The organism is Pseudoduganella sp. GW821-FHT12E03 (assembly GCF_058807115.1).
In genome coordinates, this window is sequence record NZ_JBXAQJ010000005.1 from 92,225 (window position 1) to 110,968 (window position 18,744).

The 18,744-nt window shown below is 62.5% G+C and carries 14 protein-coding genes; 7 read left to right on the forward strand and 7 right to left on the reverse strand.

Features of this window, described 5'->3' with window-relative positions:
- Positions 1 to 125 precede the first annotated feature (125 nt).
- Complete coding sequence (locus tag AC1RRC_RS13950; protein WP_493056085.1) at positions 126 to 1,568, forward strand: GGDEF domain-containing protein; 1,443 nt, start codon at positions 126 to 128, stop codon at positions 1,566 to 1,568.
- A 28-nt stretch (positions 1,569 to 1,596) separates the two neighbouring features.
- Entirely contained in the window at positions 1,597 to 2,451 is an 855-nt protein-coding gene (locus tag AC1RRC_RS13955) for a phosphate/phosphite/phosphonate ABC transporter substrate-binding protein (RefSeq protein ID WP_493056086.1), read from the forward strand.
- Positions 2,452 to 2,460: 9 nt separating this feature from the next.
- Here the strand turns inward: AC1RRC_RS13955 and AC1RRC_RS13960 are convergent, their stop codons facing one another.
- From AC1RRC_RS13960 to AC1RRC_RS13970, 3 genes are all read right to left on the reverse strand, one after another.
- Positions 2,461 to 4,437, reverse strand: coding sequence for a sensor histidine kinase (locus tag AC1RRC_RS13960; RefSeq protein WP_493056087.1), 1,977 nt, complete (start codon positions 4,435 to 4,437; stop codon positions 2,461 to 2,463).
- Positions 4,438 to 4,440: 3 nt separating this feature from the next.
- Complete coding sequence (locus AC1RRC_RS13965) at positions 4,441 to 5,526, reverse strand: porin (RefSeq protein ID WP_493056088.1); 1,086 nt, start codon at positions 5,524 to 5,526, stop codon at positions 4,441 to 4,443.
- 323 nt (positions 5,527 to 5,849) lie between these two features.
- Positions 5,850 to 6,338, reverse strand: a complete 489-nt coding sequence (locus AC1RRC_RS13970; RefSeq protein ID WP_493056089.1) for a hypothetical protein — start codon at positions 6,336 to 6,338, stop codon at positions 5,850 to 5,852.
- A gap of 228 nt (positions 6,339 to 6,566) precedes the next feature.
- On the opposite strand from AC1RRC_RS13970, the gene AC1RRC_RS13975 reads away from it, so the two are divergent.
- A complete protein-coding gene (locus AC1RRC_RS13975) occupies positions 6,567 to 7,085 on the forward strand; it encodes a hypothetical protein (protein ID WP_493056090.1) in 519 nt (172 codons plus the stop codon).
- A 47-nt stretch (positions 7,086 to 7,132) separates the two neighbouring features.
- On the opposite strand, the gene AC1RRC_RS13980 is transcribed toward AC1RRC_RS13975, so the two are convergent.
- Positions 7,133 to 8,563 (reverse strand): IgA Peptidase M64, encoded by a 1,431-nt coding sequence (locus AC1RRC_RS13980; protein ID WP_493056091.1) that lies wholly within the window; start codon positions 8,561 to 8,563, stop codon positions 7,133 to 7,135.
- A 69-nt stretch (positions 8,564 to 8,632) separates the two neighbouring features.
- Positions 8,633 to 9,838, reverse strand: a complete 1,206-nt coding sequence (locus AC1RRC_RS13985) for a cyanophycinase (RefSeq protein ID WP_493056509.1) — start codon at positions 9,836 to 9,838, stop codon at positions 8,633 to 8,635.
- 246 nt (positions 9,839 to 10,084) lie between these two features.
- Here AC1RRC_RS13985 and AC1RRC_RS13990 point away from each other — a divergent pair, with 246 nt between their 5' ends.
- Both AC1RRC_RS13990 and AC1RRC_RS13995 read left to right on the forward strand, forming a co-directional pair.
- Positions 10,085 to 11,200: a succinylglutamate desuccinylase/aspartoacylase family protein gene (locus tag AC1RRC_RS13990; RefSeq protein ID WP_493056092.1), complete on the forward strand. Its 1,116-nt coding sequence runs from the start codon at positions 10,085 to 10,087 to the stop codon at positions 11,198 to 11,200.
- 7 nt (positions 11,201 to 11,207) lie between these two features.
- Positions 11,208 to 12,593 carry a YfcC family protein gene (locus AC1RRC_RS13995; protein WP_493056093.1) on the forward strand — a complete coding sequence of 462 codons (1,386 nt, stop codon included), beginning with the start codon at positions 11,208 to 11,210 and terminating at the stop codon, positions 12,591 to 12,593.
- Between the two features lie 4 nt (positions 12,594 to 12,597).
- Here the strand turns inward: AC1RRC_RS13995 and AC1RRC_RS14000 are convergent, their stop codons facing one another.
- Positions 12,598 to 13,029: a GNAT family N-acetyltransferase gene (locus AC1RRC_RS14000; RefSeq protein ID WP_493056094.1), complete on the reverse strand. Its 432-nt coding sequence runs from the start codon at positions 13,027 to 13,029 to the stop codon at positions 12,598 to 12,600.
- Positions 13,030 to 13,199: 170 nt separating this feature from the next.
- Here AC1RRC_RS14000 and argH point away from each other — a divergent pair, with 170 nt between their 5' ends.
- The gene (gene argH, locus AC1RRC_RS14005; RefSeq protein ID WP_493056095.1) at positions 13,200 to 14,600 is read left to right on the forward strand and encodes an argininosuccinate lyase; all 1,401 of its coding nucleotides are present in this window, start codon (positions 13,200 to 13,202) and stop codon (positions 14,598 to 14,600) included.
- Between the two features lie 142 nt (positions 14,601 to 14,742).
- Here argH and AC1RRC_RS14010 read toward each other — a convergent pair whose 3' ends face one another.
- Positions 14,743 to 15,372: an ACT domain-containing protein gene (locus AC1RRC_RS14010; protein WP_493056096.1), complete on the reverse strand. Its 630-nt coding sequence runs from the start codon at positions 15,370 to 15,372 to the stop codon at positions 14,743 to 14,745.
- A 759-nt stretch (positions 15,373 to 16,131) separates the two neighbouring features.
- Here AC1RRC_RS14010 and AC1RRC_RS14015 point away from each other — a divergent pair.
- On the forward strand, positions 16,132 to 18,675 hold the full coding sequence (locus AC1RRC_RS14015) for a M4 family metallopeptidase (protein ID WP_493056097.1): 2,544 nt from the start codon (positions 16,132 to 16,134) through the stop codon (positions 18,673 to 18,675).
- The last annotated feature ends 69 nt before the right edge of the window (positions 18,676 to 18,744 follow it).

The window sequence follows — 18,744 nt, forward strand, 5'->3', positions numbered from 1 at the left end:
CCGTCCGGTGCGGCAGCCTGCGCACCGGACGGACTGTCTTCTCCTTCCTGCTACAGGCTGCCCTCCTTCGATTGACTTGGTCTATCAAGGGCGGGACAATGCTTCGACAGGCTGGAGACCCTTCTATGACCGATACCCCGGTTGCGCACGCCGCGCAGCCACCATCCGGCGACAAATTCCGGGACGCGCTGCTGGTTGGCGCGGCGGTTTACCTTTGCTCGATCTTCGGCATCCTGACCTCGCCGCCCGGCGTGCTGGCGGCCTACTGGCCCACCAATGCCGTGCTGCTCGGCATCCTGATCCGCCGTGGCCGCCCGCCCAACTGGCTCGACTGGCTGGCCGCCTTTGCCGGCTACCTGGTGTCGGACCTGGTGATGGCCCATTCGCTGCTCAAGGGCATGCTGCTGATCAGCACGAACCTGCCCGGCGTGATCGCCGGCTACCTGATTTTTTCCCGCATGCCGGAAGCCTACCGCACCTTGCGCCACCCGCGCGCCATGCCGCGTTTCGTGCTGGGCGTGCTGGGCGCTTCCACCGCCGCCGGCGCCTCGGGCATCTTCGTGCATCCGGTGCTGTTTGGCGGCAGCCATGCCTATGGGTTTGCGTTCTGGTTTTGCACGGAGCTGGTCAGTTACATGGGCATCCTGCCGGTGCTGTTGACCATGCCCGATGTGCGCCGCTGGTTCAAAGACCACCGCCGCCGCGCGGACTGGCCGAGCTGGCAACACTGGCGCCTCGACCACTTCGCGCCCTTGCTGGCCTTTGCCGTCAGCCTTGGGCTGGGCGTGCACTGGGGCGGCCCCGGCGCCATCCTGTACGCCGTGCCGGCCATGCTATGGTGCGCGCTGACTTACAGCCTGTTCGCCACTTCCGGCATTACGCTGTTCTTTTGCATGTGGACCCTGCTGGCGATCGCCAGCGGCGTGCTGCACATCGGCGCCAGCGTGGAATCGCCGCTGGCGGTAATGTCGCTGCGGGTGGGCCTCTCCCTGACCGCGCTGGCACCGCTGACGGTGGCCAGCGTGATGGTGGCGCGCAATGAATTGCTGGAACGCTTGCAGCATGCGGCGTCGCACGATTTCTTGACCCATGTGCTGAACCGCAGCGGCTTCCTGTCGCAAGCCGAGGAATTGCTGGCGACGCCGCAATTGCTGCGCCGGCCAGTCGCCGCGCTGATGATGGACATTGACCATTTCAAGAAGGTCAATGACACCTATGGCCATGATGGCGGCGACCAGGTGCTGGTCAGCTTCGCCGCGGTGGTGCAAGGCTGCCTGCGCGGCGGCGATTTGCTGGGCCGCCTCGGCGGCGAAGAATTCGCTGTGCTGTTGCCCGGTTGTTCCGCACCCGATGCGCAAGCCATTGCGCAGCGCATCTGCGACGCCTTTGCCGCCCATACGGTGCCCCTGGCCGACGGCAGGCAAGCGCGCAACACCGTCAGCATCGGCGCCTGCTGCGCGCCCCGGATTGAAAACGATATTGCCGCCATGCTGTCGGCGGCCGATGCGGCGCTGTACCGCGCCAAGGAAGCTGGACGCAACCGCGTCGAGCTGGCGGCGCCGCAGTGAAGACCAACCTTTCCCCATCGAGGCTGCCATGAACCCGGTCCGCTGGTGCACCCTTCCGCTGCTGGTATTGCTTGCCCTGCCCCTGGCCGCCACTGCCCAGTTGAAGCAGCTCACCATTTGCGCCAATCCCAACCTCTCGTCGCTGGAATTGCTGAACAACTTTGGCGCCTTTGCCAGTGCGCTGGAAAAGGAACTGGGCGTACCGGTCAAACTGGTGGCGGGCCGCGACTACGACGACACCCTCAAACTGCTCAGGGAGGGCAAGGTCGATATCGCCGGCACCGGGGCCTTTGGCTATGTCAGCGCCAACGAATCGTTCGGCGCACAGCTGGTGGTACGTTACGTGGAAGACGACGGCGACTCGTATCACGCCCTCATCATCACCCGTACCGATTCCGGCATCCACAACCTGGCCGGCCTGCGCGGCAAGCGCTTTGCTTTCACCGACCCGAAATCCACGTCGGGCTATCTGCTGCCGCTGCTGGCCATGCAGCAGGCCGGCATCGACCTCAAAGACCTGGGCAAGGCCGACTTCGTGAAAAAGCAGCCCAATTCCGCGATTGCCGTCTACGCGCGCCAGGCCGACGCGGGCGCGATTGCCGACAACCAGCTCAATGAAAAGTATGGCGTCCAGCTCAAGGACATTAAAGTGCTGTGGAAATCCGCGCCGATTCCGCACGGCGCCTGGATTGCCCGGCCGGACATGGCGCAAGCCGACCGCATGCGGATTGCGGCCGCCATCATGAAGACCGGCAACAGCCCGGAAGGCAAAAAGCTGCTGGCCCAGGCGTCCGTGCGCGGCTTTGCGGAAGGCCGCGACGCTGAGTTCGACAGCGTCCGCGCCGCCAAGCGCTTGCTGGACAGGCTGGAAAAGAAGGATTGAGCCAGACGCTCATGCCGGCATGCGCACCGCCGGCTGCGCCGCCAGTTCGCGCGCCAGCGTCAGGGTAAAGCGCGTGCCGTGGTCCACCTCGGCAATGATATTGCCTTCCAGCGCGATCGTGACGACGTTGTACAGGATATGCAGGCCCAGTCCCGTGTGGCCGGCGCCGCGCAAAGTCGTATAGAACGGTTCGAACACATGGGGCAGCACATCGGGCGCAATGCCGCGTCCATTGTCTGAAAAGACGATTTCAACCTGGAACGGCGGCAATGGCCGCAGGCGGATATGGATGGCGCGCCCGTCCGCGCCGTCGAAGGCGTGATCGATCGCATTGCCCACCAGGCCGATCAGCACTTGCGCCAGCAGCGCCGGGAAACTGTCCATCATCAGCGGGCCGTCGCCATCGACCGTCACGCCGATGCGGGCCGCCTGCAAGGTCGGTGCGAGCGCGGACAGGACATCGTCGACATGGGCGCGTACATCGAAGCGGCAGCGGCTGTCGCGGCTCTGGTCGGTCGCCACCAGCTTGAATTTGGCAATCAGTTCGCCCGCGCGCTGGGCATTGCGCACCACCACCTCGCTGGCGCTGCGGCTGTCGTCGACGAAACGCTGCAGCATGCTGGCCGTCAGCTGGTGCTGCGCATGGGCGGCCGCCATCACATCGACCCGGTGGCTGAGCGAGGTCGCCATGGTCAGCACATTGCCGATCGGCGTATTCAACTCATGGGCGATGCCGGCAACCAGCCGGCCCAGCGCCGCCACCTTTTCCGCCTGCATGAGCTGGGCCTGGGTATCATGCAATTGCACCAGCGAATGCTCGAGCGCCTCGCTGCGCTGGGCCAGGGCCTGCTCGGCCAGTTTGCGCGCGGTGATGTCCTGGAAAATCCAGATGCTGCCCTTGTCGAGTTGCGCGGGATCGATGGCGCGGCCCTGGAAGCTGCACCAGATCACACCACCGTCGCGCCGCACAAACTGGTTTTCACCGAACGCCGTGCGGCCGGCCACGATATCGGGATAGACTTGCTCGCCCTGCAGCCGGTGCGCTTCATCGCTGAGGTAGTACATGCGCGTGGGCTGGCCTTGCATTTCTTCCGGCGTATATCCCAGCAGCTCGGCCCAGCCCCGGTTGCAGCGCATGACGATGCGGTCGCGCAGGAACAGGATGCCGACGATCACGTTGTCCAGCAAGATCCGCTGTTCCTGCACGATCTGGGTCAGGGCCGCGGTGCGCTCGGTCACGCGGTCTTCCAGCTCGGCATTCAAGCCGGACAGCGCATGAATGCGGTGCTCCACTTCCTGACCCATGCGGTTGACCGCGCGCGCCAGTTCGGCGACTTCGCGCCCGCCCTCTTCCGGCAAGCGCCGCGTATAGTCGCCATCGCCGATGGCGCGGCTGGCCGCCGCCGCTTGCGCCAGGTGACGCGTGAGCCAGACCGCCACCAGGCTGAGGATCACAATGCTGGCCACGACTTCGGCGGCGGCGATCAGCAGCCCCTGGCGCAACAGCGCGGCGCGGGTATCGCCCGCGATCACCGTGGACAGTCCCAGCCGCATGCTGCCCATGCGGATTCCCCCCACCGCCACCGGCCGCTCGACGATGTAGACGCCACGGTCGATCCCTTCACTGATACTGGCGGAAACCGCCGGCAAGGCCTCCGCTTGCGGCAGGCCGACCCGCACCACTTCACGTCCATCCACATCGCGCACCACCACATAGGCCAGTTCGCGGCCTTCTTCGCGCATGGTCGCCGCCAGAAAATCATGCAAGCCGGAGTAATCCCGCTCCATCAAGTAGGGCACGGCGGCGGCATTGAGCATGGGCACCGCCTGGCCCAGGGCCGCCTCGATACCGGCCTTCGCGGCATTGTCGATCAGCCGCAGGGAGTTGGCGATCAGCAGCGACAGCAGCAACACTTCCACCGCCACGCTGGCCAGGATCAGGCGCAAGCGCAACGAATCGGGGCGCAAGCGGGCCAGGAGTTTCATCCGTCAGAACCGGTGCACGATGCCCAGCGCCGAACCGCGGACCGTGGCGCCCGCGCTGGCGCTGCCGTAGGCATTGGTGCCGAAATTGAAATTGGCGCGCGCGTCATTGCGCACCCGGGTTTCGTACAGATACAGGTAGCTGCGCGCCGACAGCACGTAGTTGTAGCCGAGCGTGACATGGGTTGCCCCGGTCTGGCGTCCCGGGCTCAAATTGCCCGCCGTGCTGGCCAGCACCGTGCCGGCCGGCGCACTGCCGCCGATATCGCCCGCCTTGCCATAGCGCCAGGCGATGCTGCCGCCGGTCACCTTGTAGGCGCCGGTACATGTGATGTAATTGCGCCGCAGGGTCCCGCCGGCCACGCCATACGCCAGCCGGTTCCACCCCAGGCTGATGTCGCCCCACGCTGCCGCGTAATTGCCGGCCAGGCGCACGATGCTGTCGTGGTAACCAATGCGCAAACCATGGTGCCCTTCATAGGCCAGCGCCGCCTTCCATGGGCCGTTGCGGTATTGCAGCCAGGCGGCGCGGATCACCGAGCGGCCCGGTCCCTCTTCGGTTTCCGAAGCACGGGACAAGGTCAGCAGGAAACCCGCCAGGTCCGGGCTCTCATACCGTATTTCGTTGCCGGAGCGGCGGTTGAAGCCCAGGGCATTGCCTTCGCCCTGCAACAGGGCGATGCCGGAATCGTCGGCAATGCCACTGCCTTCGAAACGGTCGGTATAGGCATTCATTTTCTTGATCACGGTCGATTCCCGCCCGAAGGCAAGACTGCCCAGGTCGCGGTGCAGCAGGCCGACAAAGGTGTCCTTGCCACTGATATCGCCGGCCCCCGTGTCCATCCCGATCGCGCCCTCGATCTGCATGAAAGCGCTCCAGCCATCGCCCAGGTTTTCATTGGCGCGAAAGCCCAGGGTGGTGGAATTACTCGACATCCGGGTCGCCGACTGGGCAGGCCGGGACAGGCTGACTCTTTCCATGTTGAGGTTGATCTTGCCGTACATCACCACGCTATTGCCTTGCGCAACAGCCGCAGCGTGGGCCAACAGGATCGCGACACCCGCAGTAACACCAGCCGCAACGCGCGCCATGGTTTTCCCCGGTCGGTGAGATCGGTCTATGCTGCCACTGTTACTGCCACCTTGCAAGAAATCAATATCCACTGTTGCATGCAGTCGCGCGGCGGGAATGGAAACGGGCGCCAGAGGCGCCCGTGGTCTTGCTGCGGTATTCCCGGCCCCGCAAAGGCGTGTGGTGCGCGGTATTTCCGGCCCCGCGTGAGCGTGTATCGCATCGCGGTACTTCCGGCCCCGCGCGGCGTTCAAGGCCAGGCGGCGCATGGGGCGCGCCAGCCTGGCTGTGTGCGGTATTCCCGGCCCCGCACGGCGAGTCTTGCTTTACAGGATGCCCGGCATTAATGCTTGGCGGCGGCGGACTTGATGTCAGCGTTGGCTTTGGCCTTGGCTTCCGCGGTATTGGCGGCGGCAATGGCTTTTTCTTCATTGGCTTCCGCTTTTTCCTTCGCTACCTTGGCGTCCGCCTTGGCCACGGATTTATCCAGCTTGGCATCGGCCTTGGCGATTTTCTTGTCGGCTTTGGCTTCGGCTTTCAAGCGGTCTTCCGGATCGGCCTTGGCGACTTTCTCCGCCGCTTCCGCATGTTCCTTGTCGGCTTTCGAGTGCGCCTTGGCGACCTTTTCATTGGCTTTGGCTTGTGCCTTGGCCACGTCCTGGTCCGCGTCGGCGGCTTTCTTCACTTCCTTGGCTTCCGCCTTGGCAATCTTTTCACCCGCTTTCGCTTGCGCTTTCGCGACTTCCGGCGTTGGGGCTGGCGTGGTCACGGTTTGGGCCATAGCGCTGGTGGCAAACAGGCCCGCGATCAGGGTAGCAATCAGCTTATTCATAAGGTTGACCTTTCTGTCTCTGTGTTGGTGTCTGAACTTGTCACAGGGACAGAATAGGTCGGGAAGGAAATGCCTTCTGTACGCAAACGCACAGTGAATATTTATCAAACGTAAGCAGACGTAACTGGGGAAATTGCAAGAAAATGGCTCAGCCGCCGATTTGACTTCGCGTGGGCATCACGTATAAATATAAGGCAACGTCACTTAAAAGAGAAAGGAGGTCACTCGATGGCAAAACAAAGCAGCTTACTAAAATTCGCCATCGCCTGGCTGGGCCGGCTCTCCATTCTCGTTCTTGGCCTATTCCTGCTGTCCGTGGGATTCGCCACGCTCGACGGCGTCATGTTCACCTACGGCATCTGTGTCAGCGCCATTTTCGTCCTGGAGTGCCCGTACGGACGCAAAAAGACCACGAAGTTACAGACAGCGATCATCAATACATGCCGCAAAGCCCAGGGGAAAAGTGAGCTGTCGACAAAAACGCTGGAAGCGGAACTCCAGCCTGAAACGGTGGAAGTCCCGGAGACCGAGGAGGAGCGGGCACTGCGTCTGGCACGCGAAGCCGAGGAGGCGCTCCGGCGCGCCGAAGAGGCAGCGGAAGCCGCCCGGGCACATGCCGAACTCGTGGCGATTGCCGCAAAAAACGACGAGATCTTGCGCACCCGCCAACGCCCCCTGGATGGGACGTTTCAAAAACTGGAGACGGACGCGGAAGGAGAATCGCCTACCGCTCCGCCCGCCCCCTAGACAGTGGGTCACATGGCAACCGCGACAACTTCAGCACGGCATCGGCTTTACTTCAAAGGCCGCGAATACAAATCAATGGTCTGGTTCACCGCTTCCTTGCACACCGCACAGAATTTGTCGCTGCGGTCGAACATCAGACATTGCTGCGCCGGACGGTAATAACCGGTCGATTCATAGTTCGCCCCTTCGAACGCGCCCACCGCATCCTTGTTCGGCGCCGTCGAGAACAGTTTCATCGTGTACGCCAGGTCTTCCTTGAACAGCGCGCTCATTTCCGATTCCGGACGGTTGTCCTTGCGCAGCGCGGCGCGCGTCTTCTGGTAGGCGCGCGAATGTTCTTCGTAGACGGCTTTCGGCCATGGCGTCGGCAGCGCCGTGCCCGGCGTCACCAAATGCTTCCATTTCAGCTTGGCCGGATCTTTCAGCGCCGTGGCATTCGGCTCCCACGGTTCCGGACGGTCCGCGCCGCCCGAGGCGTAGGCCACCGGCGACGTGTAGTACTCATCGGCCAGGCCCGCGAAATGGTGGCCGAATTCGTGCACGAACAGGTAGTTGGCCCAGTCGCTGTTGGCGGCGGCAGTGCTGAACTGGCCATAAATGCCGCCACCGCCATAGGTGTCGTTATTGACCAGGATTTCAATGAACTCGTATGGCGCATGCTGGGAAATTTCGCGCAGCGCGCGGTTGTCCAGGGTCAGCACATAACGCTCGCTGCCAAAGATGTCGTAGCGCGTGCCCAGCGCGGACGCCTTATGCTGGCCGGTCGAGGGACGCGAGACGCCCGCCTCCTGGGTCGGCACCGCGATGCCCCACACATTGAAGTCTTTCGCGCGTTCCTTGAACGGCGACACCGAGAACAGGTAATCGGCCAGCTTGCGCGCGCTTTGTTCGAACTTCGGCAAGTCCGCCTTGGTGTAGCCGTCGCCCAGGATCAGCAAATCGACCTTGTCACGCGGCGCGCCGTTGACGCGGATCGGGATCGGCTCGGCCGGGGCCGGGTCCTGCTTGCGCACCACGTCCTGCGCATCGGTATCGACGTCCACGCTCCATACAATGGAAAACTGGTTGCGCTCATCGCGCTTCAGGATGCGCACCCGCACCGGGCGGTCCGGTTTCGGGAAGCGCACGGATTCCTGGAAGCCGCGCGTGACCTTTTGCGCTTCGTCGGTGGTGCGCCATTCGCCGAAGATGGTGGAAAAGCCGCGCGTGTACAGCACCGCGCCGGTCTTGGCGTCGACCACTTCCACCTTGTTGACACCCCGGTCGGTGTCATCGATGTTGCGCGACAGGTTGCCGGCCCATGGCAACGGTTCGATCACCACGCGGTCGATCGCGTACTGCTCGGACAGCGCGTTCCCGCTATGCAGATAATCGAGGCGGACGGTGGCGGGGGTGTTGGCGGGTGCGGCGGCGGCGGCCAGCGAGCCGGCGGCCAGTGCGAAGGCCGTGGCGGCCCGGGCGAAGGTAAAGGTGGACATGGAAAGGGCGGAATCCTGTTGATGAATGTTGGCGAAGGTGGCCAACATTCTAATTCCGCCCCCGCCGAATTAATTCTTGTATTTATACAGCGGACGTTGCACTTCTATGGGACGGATATCGAGCCGCAGGTTCAGGATCGAGTAGGCATCGACCACCGACGACAGGTAGCCTTCGCTTTCCGCCGTCTTCGAGAAGCGGAATTCAAAGCCCACTTCCGGCAAGGTGCCGCGCGGGTCGCCACTGGCGATGCCGATCGCATCTTGCTGGTCGCTGTCGATCAGGCGCTCCATCAAATCGCTGACGGCGCTGTTGCCCAGGATATCGTTGCTGTAGACCGGGCCACGGCGCGCGGGGCGCGTGTTGTCCAGGCGGCCGTCGGCCTTGTCCGGCGCGGGCGTAAACGTCTTGGTGGCGATGTTGAAGCGGTCGCCCCGGTCCAGATAGCTGATCAGCACATTGCTGACATTGAATGCGCTGGCGTCGGAATCCATGGCGGCGCGCGACAGGTCCAGCAGCAGCGCGCCCTTGTAGCCGATGATTTCCACTTCGCGCTTGCTGTTGACCACCATCGCGCTGTTTTCATCGATGCCCAGGCCCAGTTGATACCCTTTTTTCAGCATGGCGGGAATCATGCGGGCAAAGCGGCCGCGGATCAGCAAGTGCTGGTCGACGAAAATGTCGTCACCGATAAAGCCCAGTCCCGGCGCGATATCCTTGCCATCCGCCACTCCTTCCTGCAAGGTCGACAGCACGCGGCGCGCATCGTAAAACATGGTGCTGCTCATGATGGCGGCGCCCGCGCTGGTGCCGGCAATCACGCCGCCACGTTTATAAATGTCCCAGATCGCATCGAGCGCGGCGGTGCGCGTACCGTCCGGGCGCACCAGCGCCTGCGTGATGCGGCCCTGGTCGCCGCCGGCAAAATACACGCCGCCGGCGCGCCGTACCCGGTCCGCCAGGGTCATGTCGTCGGCCGCCTTGCGGTAATCGCTGTTGGCCAGTTTCACGGCGATCGGCACCAGGAACGGGTCGGCGCCATAGCGTTTCAGGTAACCCAAGATGGACTGGCCGGTGCGCTCCGGCGCTCCGGCGGCCGACGGGAATACCGCAATGCGCGCGCCCTTGCCGCCCGCCAGTTGCACGATGCGCTGCCAGATATCGGCGTTATCGCCGCGCAGGCCGCCACCAATGATGACCAGCGATCCTTTGGGTTCGGGCGGGTCCGCCGCCTGTGCGGCCGGCATCGCAAGCCAGATCAGTGCCAATCCCGCCATAGACCGCCCCAGTACCGAACGTAAATTCGACTTCAAGTTACCCAATAATTCCTTCAATCCGCCCATGTTGCAGTCCATTCGCTGAGGATGAAGGCAGAATGCATGCATTCCGCCCGTACAGTTTCCAAATATACAGCAAAGCCGCCTGCTCCCGCACCTCCCGGCGCGTCCGAAACGACTCGCCACGGGCACGGCGGGGACGGCATAATGGGTGCCCTGATTGTAAATATCTATACAGGTCCGATCATGCATGTGAGAAAACACGCGCTGTCCGCGCCCCAAAGCAGCACTTCCTACCAGCTGACCAGCTATCACTACGGCACACCCGGCGCCGGCAAGAAGATTTATATCCAGGCCGCGCTGCACGCCGATGAAGTGCCGGGCATGCTGGTGTCCCAGTTCCTGCGCCGCGAGCTCGATGCGCTCGACGCCGCCGGCAAGGTCCATGGCGAAATCATCCTGGTGCCGGCCGCCAATCCGATCGGCCTGGCGCAGGCGATCCAGGGCGCTCCCTTTGGCCGCTTCGACCTCACCACCGGCATCAACTTCAACCGCTCCTACAAGCACGTGGCCGATGAATTGAAGGTTTCGCTGGAAGGCAAACTGGGACCGGATGCGCAGGCCAACGTGGCGGAAATCCGCCGCCAGGCGCTGGCCCTGGTGCAGGCGCAGCAACCGAAGACGGATGCGGACGCGCTCAAGAAAACCCTGCTGGAAATGGCGATCGACGCCGACATCGTGCTGGACCTGCACTGCGATAACGAAGCCGTGCTGCATATTTATGCGGGCACGCCGCTGGCCGATGCGATTGAACCGCTGGCGCGCCTGATGGGCGCCCATGCCGTGCTGCTGGCGCTGGCGGCGGGCGGCGAACCGTTCGATGAAGCATGCAGCCGCCTGTGGTGGGACTTGCAGGCGCACTTCCCCAACGTGCCGATTCCGTCCGCCTGCGTCTCGACCACGGTGGAATTGCGCGGCGAGATGGAAGTCGAATACGGCCTGGCGGAAAAAGACGCCGACAGCCTGCTGCGCTTCCTGGCATTGAACGGCGTGCTCGCCCGTGAAGTCGGCGAACTGCCCGCTCCGCTGTGCGCCGCCACCCCGCTGGAAGGCGTGGAGCCACTGCTGGCGCCCCATGCCGGCGTGCTGGTCTACACCCGCAAGCTGGGCGACAAGGTCAAGGCCGGCGATGGGCTGGCCGACGTGATCGATCCGGTCACGGGCGAAACGTCCACCATCCGCTGCACGACCGACGGCGTGTTCTTTGCGCGCAGCGCGCACCGCCATGTGCTGCGCGGCATGAACATCGGCAAAGTGGCGGGGGCGTCCGCTTTCCGTTCCGGCGACCTGCTCTCGCAATAAGGACCGCATGAAACTCCGTCTCCCCAATACCTATGTCCTGATCTTCGCCATCCTGGCATTGATCGCGCTGTCCACCTGGCTGGTCCCCGGCGGCAAATACGATACCCACCTGGTCAACGGCAAGCAGCTGATCGATCCCGCCACGTTCCACTACATCGCCAGCAAGCCGCAGGGCATCGTGGCGCTGCTGATGGCGCCGATTAAAGGGTTTGTCGAGGCGGCGCTGATCATCGGCTTCGTGCTGATCACCGGCGGCGCATTCGCCGTGCTGCAAAAGACGGACGCCATCGACGCCATGATCAAGTCGATCGCCAAGGCGCACGACCATTCGCGTTTTGTGCGGGCGGCGCTGATTCCCGTGTTCCTGACCCTGTTTTCGCTGGGCGGCGCCACCTTTGGCATGAACGAGGAAGCGATTCCGTTCATCCTGATCTTCGTGCCGTTGGCCCTCGCCTTGGGCTATGACACCGTGACGGGGGTGTCGCTGCCCTTCCTCGGCACCCAGGTCGGCTTTGCCGCCGCGTTTTTGAATCCGTTCAATGTCGGCGTGGCGCAGGGGATTGCCGGGGTGCCGCTGTTTTCCGGCATGGGCTACCGCCTGATCGTGTGGGTGCTGGCAACCGCCGTCACCATTGCCTTCATGATGTGGTACGCGGCGCGCATCAAGCGCAACCCGAAATTATCCCCGACGTATGAACTGGACCTCGTCAAGCGCCAGGAAAACCCGGTCGATTTCAGTTCCTTCGAAGGCATGACGCTCAAGCACAAGGCGGTGCTGACCATCTTTGTTGGCACCCTGCTGGGCATGGTGGTGGGCGTGGTGAAATTCGACTGGTTCATCGAAGAGATCGCGGCGCTGTTCCTGGCCATGACCATCGTGGTGGGCGTGGTCGGACGGCTCAATTCCGATGAATTCATGGGCGCGTTCATGCACGGCGCGAAAGACTTGGTGGGCACCGCACTGGTGATCGCCATGGCGCGCGGCACCGTGATCCTGGCGCGCGATGCGCAAATCATCGACACCATGCTGCACGGCCTGATGCCGCTGGTGCAGTCATCGAGCCCGGTGTTCGCGGCCCATAAGATGTTCGCGATCCAGACCGTCATCAATTTCTTCATCCACTCCGGCACCGGCCAGGCGGCACTGACGATGCCGATCATGGCGCCGCTGGCGGACCTGGTCGGCGTGACGCGCCAGACCGCGATCCTGGCTTACCAGTTCGGCGAATTCACCACGCCGATGATTCCGACGTCCGGCATCACGGTGGGGGTGTTGGCGCTGGCACGGATCCCGTGGATCACCTGGGCCAAGTGGATGATTCCGCTGCAGCTGATTTATGCGGTGCTGGCGCTGCTGTTGCTGATTCCGCCGTGCCTGATGAATTGGCAGTAAATTATTACGCCGGGGCGTTGTAAATATCCGGGAAATACCGCTCCATCAGGGTCTGCGGCCGCTGTGGCGAGGTGAAACCGTACTGGCTGTACAAGCCATGCGCATCGCCGGTCGCCAGCGTAAAGCGCCGCAGGCCCTGCAACTCCGGGTGCGCCATGATGGCCGCCATCAATTGCTTGCTATAGCCCATGCCCCGGCATTCCGGCAGCACGAACACATCGACCAGGTTGGCAAACGTGGCGCCGTCCGTCACCACCCGGGCAAACGCGACTTGCGCGCCATCGGCATAGCCGCCAAAGCATAGCGAATTGGCGATCGCCTTTTCCAGCACGGACAGCGGCAAGCCCTGGGCCCAGGTTGACTGGCCGCCAAGGAAACGGTGGATCAGTGCGACATCGAGCCGCGCTTTCTCGGTGCTGACTTCAAAATCCGGCATGCTCTCTCCTGTAATCTGCGCCGTCTTCCGGCTGAAAACGCTATAAATATGGCGATATTAACAACTTATGGTTGAAAATGGATACGCCTAAAAAGCCCGTGGCCAGACTGACTGGCGCAACCTTGGCTATAATCGGTCAATTCTCCCGCACGCCCACCTCTCTATTTACCATGACTGATCAATTTTCCAAAAAGAGCGAAGCCTGGTCGGCCCGCTTCTCCGAACCTGTCTCCGACCTCGTCAAGCGCTATACCGCTTCTGTCTTTTTTGACAACCGCATGGCCAAGGCCGACATCCAAGGTTCGCTGGCGCACGCCGACATGCTGGCGGCGCAAGGCATCATCAACGCCACCGACCTGGCCGACATCCAGCGCGGCATGGCGCAGATCAGCGCGGAAATCGAATCCGGCAAGTTTGAATGGCTGCTGGACCTGGAAGACGTGCACCTGAATATTGAAAAGCGCCTGACCGAACTGGTCGGCGATGCCGGCAAGCGCCTGCACACGGGCCGTTCCCGCAACGACCAGGTGGCCACCGATATCCGCCTGTATGTGCGCGCCGCCATCGATGACGTGACCGGCCTGCTGACGCAACTGCGCGGCGCGCTGACCGACCTGGCTGAAAAGCACGCGGACACCATCCTGCCCGGCTTCACCCACATGCAAGTGGCCCAGCCGATCACGTTCGGCCATCACATGCTGGCCTATGTGGAAATGTTTGGCCGCGATGTGGAGCGCTTTGCCGACTGCCGCAAGCGCGTCAACCGCCTGCCGCTGGGTTCCGCCGCGCTGGCCGGCACCACCTTCCCGATCGACCGCGCGCGCGTGGCGCAGACGCTGGGCTTCGACGACGTGTGCCACAACTCGCTGGACGCCGTCTCGGACCGCGACTTCGCGATTGAATTCACGGCCGCCGCGTCGCTGGTGATGATGCATATTTCGCGCATGTCGGAAGAACTGATCATCTGGATGAGCCCGCGCGTGGGCTTCATCGACATCGCCGACCGCTTCTGCACCGGCTCGTCGATCATGCCGCAAAAGAAAAACCCGGACGTGCCGGAACTGGCGCGCGGCAAAACCGGCCGCGTGTATGGCCACCTGATGGGCCTGCTGACCCTGATGAAAGGCCAGCCACTGGCCTACAACAAGGATAACCAGGAAGATAAAGAGCCGCTGTTCGACACCGTCGATACGCTGGTCGACACCCTGCGCATCTTCGCCGACATGGCCGGCGGCATCACGGTCAAGCCGGAAGCCATGCGCGCGGCAGCGCTGCAGGGTTACGCCACGGCGACCGACCTGGCCGATTACCTGGTGAAAAAGGGCCTGGCCTTCCGCGATGCGCACGAAGCCGTGGCGCATGCGGTGCGCGCCTGCGATGGCTTGAAAATCGACTTGTCGGAAATGTCGCTGGAACAGTTGCGTGAATTCTCGCCGCTGATCGAGCAAGACGTGTTTGCCGTGCTGACCCTGGAAGGTTCGGTGGCCGCCCGCGACCACATCGGCGGCACCGCGCCAAACCAGGTGCGCGCGGCGATTGCCCGCGTGCGCGGCCAGTTGGCCGGTTCGTAACCTCCTGCCCGGGACGCCAATTCCGTAGGGCGGCTTTTACAAAGCCGCCCTAGTACTGTCGAAACGCATGCAAGGCGGGTTCACGGAACCCGCCCTACGCAGTGACCCGGTGTCCAGGTTCAATGACCCGGGGCCACGCAACTCAATGCGCCACCAGCCGCGACAGCACGGAAATCGCCGCCCCGGTATGGCGCTGTTCCAGCAGCACCGTCAGTTCCGTGTGCGTGCAGATCATGTTGACCAGGTTGATCTTTTCCCACGCCAGCTTTTTCAGGATGCCGTGGTAAATCCCCGGCATGTCCAGCGTTTCAGGGTTCAGGTGCAAGGTCACGGCATTGAGGTTGTCGAGCCGTGCCAGTTCGCGTTCATGCACGAACACCTGGTCGACCACGCTGTTCAAAGGGCGGCTGCAAATCACCATCACTTCATTGATGCCGCGCGTCACGGTGACAAACGCACCTTGCTGCGGCGCCACGGTTTCCAGCAATTGGCGATGGCACTCATAGGTATTTTCGGAATACTTATAGGTGGTCATCGTCAGGTCGGTTCGCGTAGTCAGTTCGCCTGATTTGCGCGCCAGCTGCAATTCCGCCAGCGGCCCTGTTTCATGCTGAGGCAAGCGTTCCGCGACACGGCGCAATGCCATGACGACGGCGGCCTGGCCAACCGGTTTCCACAGGTCCGTCTCCAGCTGCGGTTGCAGCTGTCTTGCCAGCTCGGAAAGGTTGATCAGGCCACGCCCCAGTCCCTCAGTAAGGAAAGGCGATTCCATGACCAGCCGCTCAACTTTGGTAGATATCGAGAGCATAGTAAGCACAGTTAAAAGCTGTCCCTGCACACTTGCACCGGTTATGGCGGCAAATGCGCGACGTCGCCGGCTGGCCGGATAGCGGCGTGACGGCGTGAACTGATATTGGGTGGCGGCGGCGATACCCTATGAAGGGCTGGGTGCGCTCGTGCGCAAAGCACGGGCTGTGGTGCTGATCTTCGTCATATTCTCTGTCCCTGTAATTCCCGGTCCGGTTTCCCGGTCTGCGCCAGGTCATTGCCCGTCGCTTTTAATTGTGTAGTTATTGGTTGTCAAGCACTGTATGCCTGAGTCCGCGCCTAGTGTAGAACGCAACATAACGGGATTGCAACCACGGCACAGCGAATTAGTTTGCAATCTGTCGCGTTCTTCACGAATTTAGAGCAGAACTTCTAGTTCGTTGCTTTTTTCATACAAAAACCAGCCATCAGGCCACTATCGTGCGCCAACTTTGTCCAAGACGCGTTAGGCGAACATACTCTATTTGCTTGCATTTACTTAGCATCTTTGTCCCATTTTTAACAAAAATTCGGCAGACGACTCATTTAGCAAGTTTTTTGACTTGCCCATATCGACAGGAATAGTGTCGGAACTCCCAGGCGTTTTTGCATTTCCCACCACACACCGGACTATCCGTCCCATCTGTGTCCGACGCCTGGCTGGCCTCGCAACCATGCGGCCAGGTGACACCCAGTGCAATTCCTTAAAACCAATGGAGAGAAGATGAATTTACGTAAGACTTTGCTTGCCGCATCCATCGCTGCCCTGCCGATGATGTTCACCAGCCATGCAACCGCAGGCCAGATGATGGCCGCCCCGATCACCCAGGCCTCTCCACAAGAGAACGCCTCGCTGGTCAACAAGCTGGCAGCACGTCCGGCCGCCGCCGCACTGGGTTCGTCGCACGGCTTCGCCGTCGCAAGCCAGCACGCCGGCGCCGACAACACCAAGATTTCCCGCGTTAACCACACCTTCCAGGGCCTGCGCGTGTTCGGTTCGGAATCCGTGGTGGTCACCAACAACACCGGCGACATCGTCAGCGAATCCGTATCGGACCGCCGCGCCGGCCTGAACACCGCAGGCTCGCAAGGCCTGGCAGCTTCCGCCTCCGCCCGCGCCGGCGCGCCGGACGTCACGCCGAAGCTGACCGCCGAGCAGGCGATTGCTGTCGCCGTGAAGTCGGCATCGCCAAGCGGCATGCACCGCTGGCAGCCACAAGCCGAACTGATGATCTATCCAGTCATGAAGTCGGTGCGCGTTCCTTCGGCCGTCAACAAAGCCGAGTCCCAGCTGAACGCCGTGGACCTGGAAGAAGTGGTGGACAGCTACCAGCTGGCCTACCTGGTCAAGACCCGTCAGCATGATGGCAACAAGCTGGTGTACCAGGACACCATCGTCAACGCCAAGACCGGCGCCATCATCAACAAATGGCAAGCCCTGCAAACCGTGGTCGGTACCGGCAACAGCCAGTACAACGGCCAGGTGCCAATCAACACCACGCTGTCGGGCAGCACCTACCAGATGAAAGACGCCACCCGCGGCGTCGGCGGCCAGTTCGGCGGCATGGCGATCACCAACGCCAACCACGCACCGGAATCGAATCCAACCCCAGGCAACATCTACACCAACAGCACCAACGTGTGGGGCGACGGCGCGCAATACATCTCCGGCGGCAGCACCACCAACGCCAACGGCCAGACCGCCGCGGTGAACGCGCTGTGGGGCCTGATGAACACCTACGACACGCTGAAAAACGTGCTGGGCTGGCAGTCGCTGGACGGCCAGAACACCGCGACCTACATCGCCGTGCACGTGGATAACAACTACGACAACGCCTTCTTCGACCCAAGCTGCAAGTGCATGTACATCGGCGACGGCGGCACCTCGTTCAAAAACCTGGGTTCGATCGACGTCATCGGCCACGAAATGGGCCACGGCGTGATCGACGCCACCTCCAACCTGACCTACTCCGGCGAATCGGGCGGCCTGAATGAATCCGGCGCCGACATCCAGGGTGAAATGGTGGAAGCCTATGCCCGCAATGGCGGCACCGGCACCGTGATCCCTGCTTCCGGCAACGATTGGATGATGGGCAAGGAAATCTCGAAGAGCGGCCAGCCGCTGCGCTGGATGACCAAGCCATCGAAAGACGGCTCGTCCAAGGATGCGTGGAGCTCGACCCTGGGCAGCATCAACGTGCACTACAGCAGCGGCCCGAACAACCGCATGTTCTACTTCCTGTCGCAAGGCTCCAGCGCCACCTCCGGCAGCGATACCTACAGCTCGTACCTGAACAAGGCGCCGCTGGCCATGACCGGTATCGGCAACGACAAGGCATTCCGCATCTGGTTCAAGGCGCTGACCACCAAGTTCACGTCGTCGACCAACTACGCGAGCGCCCGCACCAAGATGATCGAAGCGGCCAACGAACTGTATGGCGTCAACTCGGCTGAGTCGATCGCCGTGCAGCGCGCTTACGCTGCGATCAACGTCGGCGCCGACGTCAATGAAGCAGGCGCCGGCGGCGTGACGATCGGCACCCAGCCATCGTCCGTCACCGTCGCGGCAGGCGGCAGCGCATCGTTCACCGTGGGCAGCATTTCCGGCGGCACCGCACCGTACACGTACCAGTGGTACCGCAACGGTTCGGCCATCAGCGGCGCAACGTCGGCGACCTACTCGCTGACCGCGCAAACCGCTGACAACGGCGCAACCTTCTACGCCATCGTGAAAGATGCTTCGTCGCCACAGAAAACCGCAACGTCGAGCACCGCGACCCTGACCGTCGGCACCGTGACGGGCACCGAGCGCGTGACCAACGGCGGCTTCGAATCCAGCACCACCGGCTGGAGCGGTTCGACCGGCGTGATCGGCAACTACAGCGGCCAGACCGCGTACGAAGGCACCCGCTTCGCATGGCTGGGCGGCAATGGCACCACCGCAACGGAAACCATCACCCAGCCAGTGGTGATTCCATCGGCGGCAACCGCGGCCGACATGTCGTTCGCGCTGCACATCGACACCGCTGAAACCACCACCACCACCAAGTACGACAAGCTGACGGTGACGGTGAAAAACAGCGGCGGCACCATCCTGGGCACGCTGGCAACCTACTCCAACCTGGACAAGGCAACCGGCTACCAGATGCGCACGTTCAACCTGCTGCCATACAAAGGCCAGACCGTGACGCTGTCGTTCGCGATGACCGAAGACTCGTCGGCCCAGACCTCGTTCGTGGTCGACAAGGTCAGTGTGATCACCAAGTAATCAACGCCAGTTGAAAGCTTGATGCCCGTGGCGGGCCGGTGAGTTTCTCATCCTTGCCGGTCCGCCACA

What these genes read in the sequence shown, in the direction of transcription:
- AC1RRC_RS13950 (WP_493056085.1), top strand. Translation starts at nt 126, where the DNA reads ATGACCGATACCCCGGTTGCGCACGCCGCGCAGCCACCATCCGGCGAC.
- AC1RRC_RS13955 (WP_493056086.1), top strand. Translation starts at nt 1,597, where the DNA reads ATGAACCCGGTCCGCTGGTGCACCCTTCCGCTGCTGGTATTGCTTGCC.
- AC1RRC_RS13960 (WP_493056087.1), bottom strand. Translation starts at nt 4,437, where the DNA reads ATGAAACTCCTGGCCCGCTTGCGCCCCGATTCGTTGCGCTTGCGCCTG.
- AC1RRC_RS13965 (WP_493056088.1), bottom strand. Translation starts at nt 5,526, where the DNA reads ATGGCGCGCGTTGCGGCTGGTGTTACTGCGGGTGTCGCGATCCTGTTG.
- AC1RRC_RS13970 (WP_493056089.1), bottom strand. Translation starts at nt 6,338, where the DNA reads ATGAATAAGCTGATTGCTACCCTGATCGCGGGCCTGTTTGCCACCAGC.
- AC1RRC_RS13975 (WP_493056090.1), top strand. Translation starts at nt 6,567, where the DNA reads ATGGCAAAACAAAGCAGCTTACTAAAATTCGCCATCGCCTGGCTGGGC.
- AC1RRC_RS13980 (WP_493056091.1), bottom strand. Translation starts at nt 8,563, where the DNA reads ATGTCCACCTTTACCTTCGCCCGGGCCGCCACGGCCTTCGCACTGGCC.
- AC1RRC_RS13985 (WP_493056509.1), bottom strand. Translation starts at nt 9,838, where the DNA reads ATGGCGGGATTGGCACTGATCTGGCTTGCGATGCCGGCCGCACAGGCG.
- AC1RRC_RS13990 (WP_493056092.1), top strand. Translation starts at nt 10,085, where the DNA reads ATGCATGTGAGAAAACACGCGCTGTCCGCGCCCCAAAGCAGCACTTCC.
- AC1RRC_RS13995 (WP_493056093.1), top strand. Translation starts at nt 11,208, where the DNA reads ATGAAACTCCGTCTCCCCAATACCTATGTCCTGATCTTCGCCATCCTG.
- AC1RRC_RS14000 (WP_493056094.1), bottom strand. Translation starts at nt 13,029, where the DNA reads ATGCCGGATTTTGAAGTCAGCACCGAGAAAGCGCGGCTCGATGTCGCA.
- argH (WP_493056095.1), top strand. Translation starts at nt 13,200, where the DNA reads ATGACTGATCAATTTTCCAAAAAGAGCGAAGCCTGGTCGGCCCGCTTC.
- AC1RRC_RS14010 (WP_493056096.1), bottom strand. Translation starts at nt 15,372, where the DNA reads ATGGAATCGCCTTTCCTTACTGAGGGACTGGGGCGTGGCCTGATCAAC.
- AC1RRC_RS14015 (WP_493056097.1), top strand. Translation starts at nt 16,132, where the DNA reads ATGAATTTACGTAAGACTTTGCTTGCCGCATCCATCGCTGCCCTGCCG.